Below are 11,655 nucleotides of genomic sequence, written 5' to 3'. Positions count from 1 at the left end.
GCCCCGACTGGCGGTCGACCGCCACTCCCTACGGCCCGCTCCACCTGCTCCTCATGAGGATCGTGGTGGCCGTGTCCGGCGGGCACCCCGCGGTGGGGATCGTCGTCCTGCGCGTGGCGGTGTTGGTGGCACTGGCCGCACTGACCGTGGTGCTGGTGACGGCGGCCCGCCGGACCGGGGTGGACGCGGGGGCCGCGGTCTGGCTGGCGTGCGCGTCGCCGCTGTCGGTGATCCATCTGGCGGGCGGGCTGCACAACGAGATCTTCCCGCTCGTCGCCTGCCTCGGGGCGGTCGTCCTGGCCCTCGACGGTCGCCGGGCGTGGGCGGGCGCGGCGATCGGGATCGCGGTGGCGTTCAAGGCCACCGCGGTGATCGTCGCCCCGTTCCTGCTGTGGATCGCGCTGACCCGGCGGCGCGAGGACCCCTCGGTCACCAGACCGGTGGTCCGGGCCCTCGGGGACACGGCACTGGCCGCCGCCATCGCGGTGGCCGTCCTCGGGCTGGCCACCGTCGCCTCCGGTACCGGGATCGGGTGGTTCGACGCGATCGCCGTGTCCGACAGGGTGATCAACTACCTCAGCGCACCGACCGCGGCAGCGCACCTGTTCCACGCGGTCACCGACTCACCCGGGTTCGAGGACGTGCTCGCGGTGTCCCGGCAGGTCGGGCGGGTGGTCCTCGCCGTGGTCCTGGTGGCCGTGTGGTGGCGTCATCGCCGGGACCGGATGACGGCGCTCCGCGGCATCATGCTGGCGTTGCTGGCCTTCGTCGTGCTCAACTCGCTGGCCTGGCCCTGGTACTACGTCTGGGTGGCCGCGTTCTGGATGCTGGCGAGGCCGGGGCCCCGGGCCACCACGGCAGCGGTCGGGATGACCGTGTTCCTGGTGATGGCGATAGGTCCGAACGGATCGACCAGCCTCTACAGCCCCGTGCTCTCCGGGATCGCGGTGCTCGCCTCACTGGCGGTGGCCTGGTGGTGGTGGCGGGCCACCGGAAGGGTCAGAACGCCATCGCCTGAGCGCGCCGGATGACCTCCCGCGCGCGATGACCGTGGAGCGCGTCCGCGGGGCGACCCGGCAGGCTGTCGTCCTCCGTGAAGAGCCACCGCAGGATCTCCTCGTCGCGGTAACCCCCGTCACGGAGAACCGAGACGAGTCCGGGCAGGAAACGCGCCACCTCGTCGTCGTCGTCCAGGAACACCGCGGGGACCACCACCACCCCGGCACGTCGGACGGCGATCAACCCCCCCTCACGGAGGAGGTCGTGCACACGGGTGACCGGGATGCCCAGTCGCCGCGACACCTCGGGCAGATTGATCGTCTCGACGTCCCCGGGCAGGACGTCATCGCAGTGCGGAACGGTACTCACGGCCACCACGTTAGTCCCAGCGGGGCCCGGCGGTCACCACCGCGGGGCGCACGGCACGGTTGCATACCGAGATCGGGACGCCGACGGGCAGAATGGACTCCATGACCACTCACGACGGGCAGCTACCAGGGCCGGGCACCGTGCTCGACGGGCGCTACCGGCTCGACGCCGTGATCGCACGCGGCGGGATGTCGATCGTGCACCTCGCCACCGACGAGCGGTTGGACCGCCACGTCGCCGTCAAGCTGTTGGACCCCGCCCTCGCCGGCGATCGCGCCTTCGTCGACCGGTTCACCCTCGAGGCGCGCTCGGTCGCGCGGCTCTCCGACCCCGGCATCGTCCAGGTCTTCGACCAGGGGGTCGAGGGGGACACAGCCTTCCTCGTGATGGAGTTGGTCCCGGGCGGCACGCTGCGCGAACTACTGGACGAGCGCGGACCCATGCCCCCGTACGCCGCCGCCGCCGTGCTCCGCCCCCTCCTCGGCGCACTCCGCGAGGCCCACGAGGCCGGGCTGGTCCACCGCGACATCAAGCCAGAGAACGTCCTCATCTCCACCACCGGGGCGGTCAAACTCGCCGACTTCGGTCTCGTCCGTGCGGTGGCCGAGTCGAGGGCGACCTCGCGGAGCGTGGTGATGGGCACCGCCGCCTACCTCTCCCCCGAGCAGATCTCCGGCGCCGACACCGACGGGCGCTCCGACCTGTACTCCCTGGGGGTGCTCGCCTACGAGATGCTCACCGGCGAGCCCCCGTTCAACGGGGACAACTCGATCGCCGTGGCCTACCGGCGCCTGGACACCGACGTCCCGGCGCCCTCCGACCAGTCCGATTCCGTGGCGGAGGACCTCGACCACCTGATCCTCCGGGCGACCCGACGCAGCCGCGAGGACCGCTACCAGGATGCCGGGGAGATGCTCGACGACCTGGACCGGGCGGCCGAGATCGGACGCTTCCCCACCTATGTCGTCCCGGCGCCCCACCAGTCGTCCTGGTCCCGGGCCCGCGCCGCCGCGGCGCGATCGGCGCCCGGCGGTGCCACGGAGTTCGACGCCGCCGATCGCGAGAGCGGCGAGGCGCTCGGCCACGGTGACGGCCCCGTCCCCACACGGATGCACACGAGGGTGGGACTCGACGCGGTCCCGCCGCCCCCCGTCGCCGAGGAGTCCTACGCCCGAGGGGAGGTGGAACCGGTGTCGGACCGGGCGCCCGTCCGCCCTCGACGCAGGCTCGGTCTGCTGTGGCTGGTGGTCGTGCTGGCGGTCGCCATCGCCCTGGCCGTCGCCGGATGGTGGCTCGGGTCCGGCCGTTTCGTCACCGTCCCCGCGGTCCAGGGCATGTCGGTGGGCCAGGCGACCGAGGCCGTGAACGAGGTGGGGTTGTCCGCCTCCACCCGCGACGCGTTCAGTAACGACGTCCCCCGGGCGGGACTGGTCGGGACCGACCCCGAGGCCGGGGCCCGGGTGCCCCGGGGCGAGACGGTCGCGGTCCTGGTCTCCGTGGGCCGCCCGGTCGTGCCCGAGGTGGGTGCCGGACGCGACGTCGACACCGTCTCCGCACTCCTGCGGGAGAACTCCCTCGAACCGGTCCGTGGCGGGACCGAGCACTCCGACTCGGTCCCGGTCGGTCAGGTGGTGGCCCTGGAACCGCGGCCCGGGACGACCGTCGACGTGGGGACCAGGGTGTCGATGGTGACGAGTTCGGGGCCCGCGCCGGTGAGGGTCCCCGATGTGGCGGGCCTCGAGGAGGAGCAGGCACGGGCCGCGCTGGAGGGATCCGGGCTCACCGTCTCGCAGGTCAGACGGGTCTACGACGACGAGGTGGACGGCGGGCTGGCCGTGGGCACCGACCCGGACACCGGATCGGACGTCGCCCGCGGAGACGGGGTGACGCTGCTGGTCTCCAACGCCCTCACCGTCCCCGACATCAGGGACGTGCCGCTGGACGAGGCGACGGACGTACTCAGCAGGGCCGGGTTCACCATCGTCCGCGAGGCACCCGTGACCGACCGCCGGATCTCCGATGGCCGGGTGGTCAGCACCGACCCGACCGCCGGCCGGCGACTCGACCCCGCGAACGCCGTGCTGCGGGTCGTCCCGTCGAACGCGGTGACCGTCCCCGTGGTCCTGGGGGCCCGGGCATCGGACGCCCAGCAGACTCTCCGGGACGCGGGGCTCAACCCCACCATCGACACGGGGTCACCGGGCGGGATCGTCTACGGCCAGAACCCCCTGCCCGGGCGGGTCGTGGCACGGGGCAGCGGGGTCGAGATCGACGCACTGGGCTGACGCCGACCGGGCGGCCCCGGGGGCCCGGCCGTCCCCGCGAGGCGAGTGTCCCCGGGGCCCGGCCGTCCCCGCGACGCCGCGGCTCAGTTGCGGAGCATCTCCGCCACCAGGTAGGCCAACTCCAGCGACTGCTGGGTGTTGAGCCTCGGGTCGCACGCGGTCTCGTACCGCCCGGCCAGATCGAGGTCGGAGATGTCCTGGGCGCCCCCGAGGCACTCGGTGACGTCCTCACCCGTGAGCTCGATGTGGATGCCGCCCGGGTGCGAGCCGAGGGCGTGATGAACCTCGAAGAAGCCCTGGACCTCGTCGATGATCCGGTCGAAGTGGCGGGTCTTGTAACCGTTCGACGTGGAATGGGTGTTGCCGTGCATCGGGTCGCACTGCCAGATGACCTTGTGTCCCGAGGCCTCGACGGCCTGCACGATCGGCGGGAGCGCGTCCCTGACCTTGTCGTTGCCCATGCGGGAGACCAGGGTCAGGCGTCCCGGACGATTGCGCGGATCGAGCTTCTCCACGTACTCCACCGCGAGTTCCGGGGTGGTCGAGGGGCCGATCTTCAGTCCGATCGGGTTCTCGATGAGTGAGGCGAACGCCACGTGGGCGTCGTCGATCCCACGGGTCCGCTCCCCGATCCACAGGAAGTGGGCCGAGAGGTCGTACAACCCCTGCTCCGCGTCACCCGTGAGGCCCGTGCCGTCGTCGGCCAGGCGCAACATCGCGCGCTCGTAGTCGAGCACCAGCGCCTCGTGGGAGGAGAAGATGTCCGCCGACCGCAGGTTCTCGTCGGAGACACCGCAGGCGTCCATGAACCGCAGCCCTCGATCGACCTCCGCCGCGAGCGCCTCGTAGCGCGCGCCGGCCGGCGACCCGGCGACGAACTCCATGTTCCACTCGTGCACGCGGTGCAGGTCCGCCGTCCCCGAGGCCGTCAGGGAGCGGACCAGGTTCATGGCCGCGGCGGCGTTGGCGTAGGCGCGGACCAGACGCGACGCGTCGTGCTCACGAGCGGTGTCGTCCGCGTCGAGCCCGTTGACCATGTCCCCGCGGTAGGAGAGCAGGCCGGTGGCGTCCCTGTCGGCGGAGCGCGGTTTGGCATACTGCCCGGCGATCCGGCCGACCTTCACCACCGGCATGGACGCGCCGTAGGTCAGGACGACGGACATCTGCAGGAGCGTGCGGATCACGCCCTTGATGTGCGGCTCGGTGTTGGCCTCGAACGTCTCCGCGCAGTCCCCGCCCTGGAGCAGGAACGCGCGACCGTGCGCGACGTCGGCCAGCCGATCCGAGAGGTGTTCGACCTCCGAGGCCACGCAGATGGGCGGCACGCTCTCGAGGACCTTGCGCATGGCCGCGGCGTGATCGGGATCCCACGACGGTTGCTGCAGCGCGGGTCGCGACAGGGCGTCCGCCAGCAGCCGATCGAGGTCCGCCGAGAGCGGGGGGAGGTCGGGAAGCTGTGCGATGTCGACGTCGACTGTCCAGTTGCTCACCCCGCGAGGATACGCCACCGCCGCCGGCGCGGACCTCAGAGACCCAGGTGGGGCGCCTTCGCCGCGATCGCCCGGAATCTCAAGAACGCATGGCGGGCATCGCCGAGGGCGTCGTGGGCTCCGCCCGGGTGAGGCGGCAGCTCCGGTTGCCCGGCCATCTCCCACAGCTGGCGCACGTCCCGCGTGAACCTCGGCATCGCCGCCGGCAGCTCGGTCATGTCACCCCAGAGCTGGCACACCGCGACGTGGTCATAGGCCCCGATCCACGCCCACAACTCGACCGGCCCGGAGATCGGTGCGGTGACGAAGTCGTACAACCCGTCGCGGATCCCCGCCCGCGACATCCAGGCCGGGGACGAGGGATTGGGCAGTTTGGGCAGGACGTTCCGGCGGACCCACGGACCGGCCTTGGCCTGGTCGAAATCCGTGGAGACCGCGTAGAACTCGCGTCCGTCCTCCGCCACCACCCCCACCGAGACCAGGTCGATGGTGGTGCCGTCCTCGATGAACTCGCAGTCGTAGAAATAGCGCACCGGCGTCAGCGCTGCCCCTCGACAGGCTGGTCGAGGAGGTTTCGTCCCGACTTGCGCACCGCCTCGTAGCGCTTCTTCATCTCGGCGCCGTAGATGTCGTGGACGTACTCCTGACCGGTCATCGCCTGGATGCGCCTCATGAACTCGTCGGTGATCTCCCGCTCCGCCGCACGGTCGCCTTCTCTCCCGGCCCACGGGGTCAGGTCGAGCGGCTCACCGATCATGACTCGGACCTCGACCGGGCTCCGACGGAACCTGCTGATCTTACGGACGTACTCACCCGTCCCCATCACCCCCACGGGGATGATCGGCACCCCGGCTCGGAGAGCGAGGCGCGCTGGTCCGGTCTTACCGCGGAAGAGCCGTCCGTCCGGTGAGCGGGTGCCCTCCGGGTACATGCACAGGACCTGCCCGGCCGAGAGCACCTCCATCCCGGCGTTCAGTGCGGCCTGAGCGGCGTCCGCGTTGGTGCGATCGATCGGGTGCTGACCGGTTCCGGCGAAGAACCACCTGCTGAGCACGCCGCGGATCCCGGTGCCGGTGAAGTAGTCGCTCTTGGCCAGGAAGGTGACCCGCCTCGGGAGCAGGAGTACCGTGAACAACCAGTCGCCGACGGAGTAGTGGTTCCCCACGAGCAGTGCCGCCCCGCTCACGGGGAAGTTCTCCTGCCCCGTGGTCGTGGTTCGACTGGTCGCTCTCAGGAAGGGACCGATCAGCACGTACTTGAACAACCAGTACAGCAACTTGGGTCACCGGACCTTCCGTCGTTGGGGAGTTGACGGAGCGGATACTACCCGGATCGGTCCGCGAATCCGGACGGGACGAGATTCGGTGGCCACAGCTCGGGATCCGGGACGAAGCTGGCGATCACGGCGCACGCCCCGGGGTCGAAGTGCGAGGCGACGAGAGTGCACCGGGAGAGCAACGCGGGAAGCCGCAGCATCGTCCGGATACCGTCGAGGACCACCCTGAGCCCGTCGCCCTCGACCGAGGGCGGGGTGGTCGGACGAGCCGGTACCGGGAACTCCACCCGGTATCCGCCACTACCGTCCGGGGAGACGGAGGGAGTGACCGCCCCGCGTGCGAGTGCCGCCAGCGCCGCGGTCCGCTCCGGAGCGCTCCCGACCACCATCACCTCGACCGGACCCGCGAGGAACGTCGAGACCTCCGCCGCGAGGAGGGACAGTCGGTGCGCCTCGCGGGTCCGGGCGTCCGCGCGGTCACCTGCGGCCATCGAGGCGAACCGCACGTGCGCGGGCCAGCGCGACTCCACGAACGCGGTCAGCTCCCCCGCCGCCGCGATCCTCCGGACCGCCGCGAGGTCACCGTCGAGTTCCACCACCACCACGTCCCACACTCCCGCGGCGGCCGCCCGCCGGGCGTACTCCCATCCCAGGACAGCGGCGAGGGGCGCGTCCCCTCCGGCGGCCAGCGCCGCGAGCACGTCGTCGTCCGGATCCACCGCACCGGACCTGTACGACTCGAGTCTCGCGGTGGCGTCGTCGACACGGACCTCCACGGGCCCCTCGTCGGTCGTGTCCAGCCGCGGATCCACCGCACCGGGGTCCCCGGTCAGGATGAGGGCCGTTCCGCCCGCGTCGAGCAGGAACTGCGCGGTCACCTCCGACCTGGCCGGGGGGTCGCCCCCCATGACGATCGCGACCCTGGCGCCGGTCACCGCGACTCGGCCCGGCGCTTGAGTTCACGCAGGGCCTCGGAGAGGATCCGCCGTTCGGCCCGGTCGCGGAGCCGGCCGATCACCGGCACCACGAGTTCTATCTCCAGCTCGTAGTCGACCCTGGTGCCGCCCTCGACCGGTTCGAGGCGATAGGAGCCCTTCTGCGCACGTTGCAGCGCCGAACTTTCCAGCCTCCACTCGACGACCCTGTGGTCCGCCGACCAGGAGTAGGCGAGGACGTAGTCGTCGACGATCGCGCCCGCCTCCAGGGCGAACCGGACCCGGTCCGGACGACCGTCCGCGCCGACGGACAGGACCTCGGCGACCCGGATCGACGTGGACCATTCGGGATACGAGTCGAAGTCCGAGATGACGGCCATCACGTCCTCGACCGTCGCGTCGATCACGGTGGAGTCGCTGGTCGGCCACACCTCGGGGGCGCCGTTGTCCTCGCTCATATCCCCCAGCTTCACATATCTTCGGCCGGGATGCGCCCTGGCGACCGGCGCCCGGGCACACGGGTGACGTGGATGCCGTCCGGCCCCGGGGATAGTGTGTCCTCACTGCGATTAGACCATCGATCGTCTCCACCAGGAGGACCCTTTGCGCGAATACGTCGCCGCCCCCGCCACTTTCACCGTCCCCGACGACTGGTCCTGCGCCCAGGCGGCCTACGACCGCGCGGAGCGGACGCCGGACAACGTGGCGTTCCAGCGGCCGGTCGACGGTCGGTGGACGGATGTCACCAACCGGGAGTTCGCCGAGACGGTCCGCGTGGTGGGTCGGGGTCTCGTCGCCCGAGGCGTCCAGGCCGGGGACAGGGTCGCCCTCCTGTGCTCGACCCGATACGAGTGGAACGTGATCGACTTCGCGATCTGGGCCGCCGGCGCGGTCACGGTGCCCGTCTACGACAGCTCCTCGGCCGAGCAGATCCGGTGGATCATGGAGGATTCGGGCGCCCGGCTCGCCATCGTCGAGAAGGAGACCCACGCCGCCACCACCCGCGAGGGGATCAGCGGGCTGGAGGCGGCCCCCGACGTCCTCGTGATCGAAGGAGACACCCCCGCGTTGGACGCCCTCGCCGCGGGTGCGACCGAGGTGCCCGACGCGGTACTCGACGAACGGCGCGCCGGGGTGACCGCCGACTCCCCCGCGACGTTGATCTACACCTCGGGCACCACCGGACGCCCCAAGGGGTGCATGCTCACCCACCGCAACTTCATGTCCGAGGCCCTCGCGGTCCTCGAGACGCCGTTGAACCAGTACCTCCGCCAGGACGCGACCACCGTCATGTTCCTGCCCCTGGCCCACGTGCTGGCCCGCGCCATCACCTACGCCGGGTTCCACGCGGGTGTCCGCATCGCCCACTCGTCGGACCTGACCAATCTCGTGGACACGTTCTCCGAGATGCAGCCCCACTACATCCTGGCCGTCCCGCGCGTGTTCCAGAAGGTCTTCAACAAGGCCCAGGCCACCGCCCAGGACGGCGGCACCGTCAAGGCCTGGATGTTCGACAAGGCCACCGACACCGCGGTCGCGTACTCCAAGGCCAACCGCAGTGGACGCGTCGGGCCGCTGCTCAGGCTTCGCCACGCCCTGTTCGCCAAGCTCGTCTACGCCAAGCTCGTCGCGGCGCTCGGCGGCCGCTGTGAGATCGCCATCTCGGGTGGGGCGCCCCTCGGTGAGCGCCTGACGCACTTCTTCGACGGCATCGGTGTCAACATCTTCGAGGGATACGGCCTCACCGAGACGTGCGCCGCGATCGCGGTCAACACCCCCGGTCAGATGCGTATCGGCACCGTCGGCCAGCCGCTGCCCGGGTGTGCGGTCCGGATCGCACCTGACGGTGAGGTCGAGGTGAGCGGCCCGGTGGTGACCTCCGGCTACTGGCGTAACGAGCGCGCCACCGCCGAGGCGTTCTCCGACGGGTGGTTCAGGACCGGGGACCTCGGGTCCCTGGACGAGGACGGCTACCTGACCATCACCGGTCGCAAGAAGGAGATCATCGTCACCGCCGGGGGCAAGAACGTCGCCCCGAGCCAGCTCGAGGACGCGCTCCGGGCCGACCCGCTCGTGGCCGAGGCGGTGTGCGTGGGCGACGGCAAGCCGTTCATCTCGGTGCTGCTCACCCTCGACCCGGAGGCACTGGAGCGGTGGAAGGCCCACCACGGTAAGACCGGCTCGCTGTACGAGCTGCTCCGGGACGCGGACATGATCGAGCATCTCGACCAGGCGCTGTCCCGGGCCAACCGGACCGTCTCCCACTCCGAGGCGATCAAGAAGTACCACGTGCTACCCGACCAGTTCACCGAGGAGACCGGGGAGCTCACCGCCTCACTCAAGGTCAAGCGGAACGTGGTGCACCAGAAGTTCGCGGCCCAGATCGAGGACCTCTACGCCTGACCCACGGCCGGGTCGGGGTTCGAGCCGGGGTTAGTCGCCGGAGAGCACCCGCCGCATGTCGCGTGCCAGGTCCTCCCAGCGCCACGACCCGAGAACCCAGGAGCGTCCGCGGACGCCCATCGCGGAGGCGCGTGGCCGGTCCGAGAGCAGACCGGCCACGGCCTCGACGATCTCGCCGTCCGAGGTCCCGTCCACCACGAGACCGGTGCTCCCGTCCACGACGGTCTCCGGAGCGCCACCACTCCGGCCGGCCACCACGGGGACACCGCAGGCGGACGCCTCCAGGTACACGATCCCCAGCCCCTCCACGTCCAGTCCCCCGCCCCGGGTGCGGCACGGCATGGCGAACACGTCCGCCATCCGGTGGTGGTCGACGATCTCGTCCGCCGGGATCCGACCGGTGAAGATCACCCGGTCGGACACCCCGTGCCTGCGGGCCAGCCCCTCGAGCGTGCGACGGTACGGACCACCCCCGACGACGACGAGGACCGCTCCCGGAACGCGGCGGGCGATCTCGGGCAACGAGCGGATGAGCGCATCCTGACCCTTGCGCGGGACGAGTCGTGAGAGACACACGATCACCTCCCGGTCCGCCACCCCGTAGCGCTCCCGGATCGCCCTACGCCGCACGGGATCGGGACGGAACCTGGCCGTGTCGACGCCTCCGGGCTGGTGCACGAGTCGGGCGTGTGGACCGAACGCCGCCGCGAAGCGACGTCTCGTGTAGTCACTCACGTAGGTGACGGCGTCGGTGGACTCCCCGATCAGCCTGAGCACCTGCCGCGAACCCGGCAGCATCGACCACCCCACCTCGTGACCGTGGGTGCTGGCGACGATCCGGGTGACGGGACCCTCCCGGAGGACGGGCGCCATCACGGCCAGCGGCGCCGCCGCACCGAACCACACCGTGCTCGCCCCGAAGTCCGAGGCGAGCCTCCGCGCACGCACCGCGAGCTCCGGCGTGGGCAGCAGCATCTCCGTCGGCACCCTCTCGACCAGGTAGGGACGGGAGTCGTCGTAGTCGGTCGAGTCGCTACCCCGGAACGTCGAGGCGAGGACCGCCACGTCCTCGGGATCGAGATGCGCCAGATAGGTCTCCAGGTACGACTGGATGCCGCCGGGTCGCGGCGGGTAGTCGTTGGTGATCAGCAGGGTCTTCGTCATCACGTCCGAGACTGCCACAGTGTCCGGGGAGGCCCCGCCCGGAGTCCCCGCGTCAGTACCGACGGATCCCGCTGATCGGCATCGAGTCGACCTTGTCGAGTTTGACCGGGACCCCATAGGTCGACGCGTGCAGCACCAGTCCGTCGCCGGCGTACATGCCGACGTGTGTCGCCCCCGGGTAGTAGATGACGAGGTCACCCGGTTGGATGTCGGCCATCGCGACGGGCGCGCCCGACACCGCCTGCGCCTGACTGGACCGCGGGAGCGTCTTCCCCTCCTGCGCGTACGCCCACACCATGAGGCCCGAACAGTCGAACTCGTCCGCACCGGTCGCCCCCCAGGAATACGGGGCACCGAGCCGGGTGAGAGCCACGTTCAGCGCCGCCGTGTTGACGCCGTCGACCGCGGGGGCGACGTAACCGGGCGGGACCAGGGGGCCGCCGGCCCAGAGCGCACGCTGCGCGTCCGAGAGGGCGTCGACACGACGTCTCACCTCATCGATCCGCACCCGCATCTCCTCCGAGCGCCGATCGAGCTCATCAGCCCGACTCCGGGCGTCCCGGGCCGAGGCCCGAGCGATCTCCGAGGCGGCGAGCGCGTCCCCGCGGAGGCGGGCGGCCTCCGCCGAGGCGGCACGCGAGGCGTCCAGTGCACTGGTGGTGGTGCCGGAGAGTCGCTGGAGGGTTCCGAGCCGGTCGACCAGGTCCCGGGGGCTCTCGGCGAGGACGGCGGCC

At 71.1% G+C, this 11,655-nt stretch carries 11 protein-coding genes; 3 read left to right on the top strand and 8 right to left on the bottom strand.

The window, feature by feature from the left end; translation table 11 throughout:
* A partial coding sequence (gene mptB, locus G6022_RS12765) for a polyprenol phosphomannose-dependent alpha 1,6 mannosyltransferase MptB (RefSeq protein ID WP_182691685.1) occupies positions 1-1,031 on the top strand: 1,031 nt, incomplete at its 5' end.
* Here the strand turns inward: mptB and G6022_RS12760 are convergent.
* Entirely contained in the window at positions 1,000-1,368 is a 369-nt protein-coding gene (locus tag G6022_RS12760) for an Rv2175c family DNA-binding protein (RefSeq protein ID WP_179525049.1), read from the bottom strand. The two genes, mptB and G6022_RS12760, sit on opposite strands and share 32 nt — an antisense overlap.
* 101 nt (positions 1,369-1,469) lie before the next feature.
* Between G6022_RS12760 and pknB the strand changes: the two genes are divergently transcribed.
* Entirely contained in the window at positions 1,470-3,653 is a 2,184-nt protein-coding gene (gene pknB / locus G6022_RS12755) for a Stk1 family PASTA domain-containing Ser/Thr kinase (RefSeq protein WP_241731203.1), read from the top strand.
* Positions 3,654-3,736: 83 nt separating this feature from the next.
* Here the strand turns inward: pknB and G6022_RS12750 are convergent, their stop codons facing one another.
* From G6022_RS12750 to G6022_RS12730, 5 genes are all read right to left on the bottom strand, one after another.
* Complete coding sequence (locus G6022_RS12750) at positions 3,737-5,143, bottom strand: 3-deoxy-7-phosphoheptulonate synthase class II (protein WP_179525047.1); 1,407 nt, start codon at positions 5,141-5,143, stop codon at positions 3,737-3,739.
* Between the two features lie 35 nt (positions 5,144-5,178).
* Positions 5,179-5,676: a polyadenylate-specific 3'-exoribonuclease AS gene (locus tag G6022_RS12745; RefSeq protein ID WP_182639303.1), complete on the bottom strand. Its 498-nt coding sequence runs from the start codon at positions 5,674-5,676 to the stop codon at positions 5,179-5,181.
* A gap of 5 nt (positions 5,677-5,681) precedes the next feature.
* Positions 5,682-6,395 carry a lysophospholipid acyltransferase family protein gene (locus G6022_RS12740; RefSeq protein WP_304815659.1) on the bottom strand — a complete coding sequence of 238 codons (714 nt, stop codon included), beginning with the start codon at positions 6,393-6,395 and terminating at the stop codon, positions 5,682-5,684.
* A 71-nt stretch (positions 6,396-6,466) separates the two neighbouring features.
* Entirely contained in the window at positions 6,467-7,354 is an 888-nt protein-coding gene (locus G6022_RS12735; protein ID WP_182616893.1) for a hypothetical protein, read from the bottom strand.
* Positions 7,351-7,812, bottom strand: a complete 462-nt coding sequence (locus G6022_RS12730; RefSeq protein WP_182609375.1) for an SRPBCC family protein — start codon at positions 7,810-7,812, stop codon at positions 7,351-7,353. Before G6022_RS12730 ends, G6022_RS12735 begins: the two co-directional genes overlap by 4 nt.
* Positions 7,813-7,957: 145 nt before the next feature.
* Here G6022_RS12730 and G6022_RS12725 point away from each other — a divergent pair, with 145 nt between their 5' ends.
* Positions 7,958-9,757, top strand: coding sequence for a long-chain fatty acid--CoA ligase (locus G6022_RS12725; RefSeq protein WP_179525042.1), 1,800 nt, complete (start codon positions 7,958-7,960; stop codon positions 9,755-9,757).
* Positions 9,758-9,787: 30 nt separating this feature from the next.
* Here the strand turns inward: G6022_RS12725 and G6022_RS12720 are convergent, their stop codons facing one another.
* Entirely contained in the window at positions 9,788-10,921 is a 1,134-nt protein-coding gene (locus G6022_RS12720) for a glycosyltransferase family 4 protein (protein WP_182639265.1), read from the bottom strand.
* A 52-nt stretch (positions 10,922-10,973) separates the two neighbouring features.
* The coding region (locus tag G6022_RS17070; RefSeq protein ID WP_182691681.1) for an NlpC/P60 family protein at positions 10,974-11,655 on the bottom strand (682 nt) is incomplete at its 5' end.

Origin of the sequence: Dietzia sp. Cai40 (assembly GCF_014145165.1) — a bacterium.
Taxonomy (GTDB): Bacteria; Actinomycetota; Actinomycetes; order Mycobacteriales; family Mycobacteriaceae; genus Dietzia; species Dietzia natronolimnaea.
Note: the sequence above shows the minus strand (reverse complement) of the source record. Positions and strands in the feature narration are given on the sequence as shown.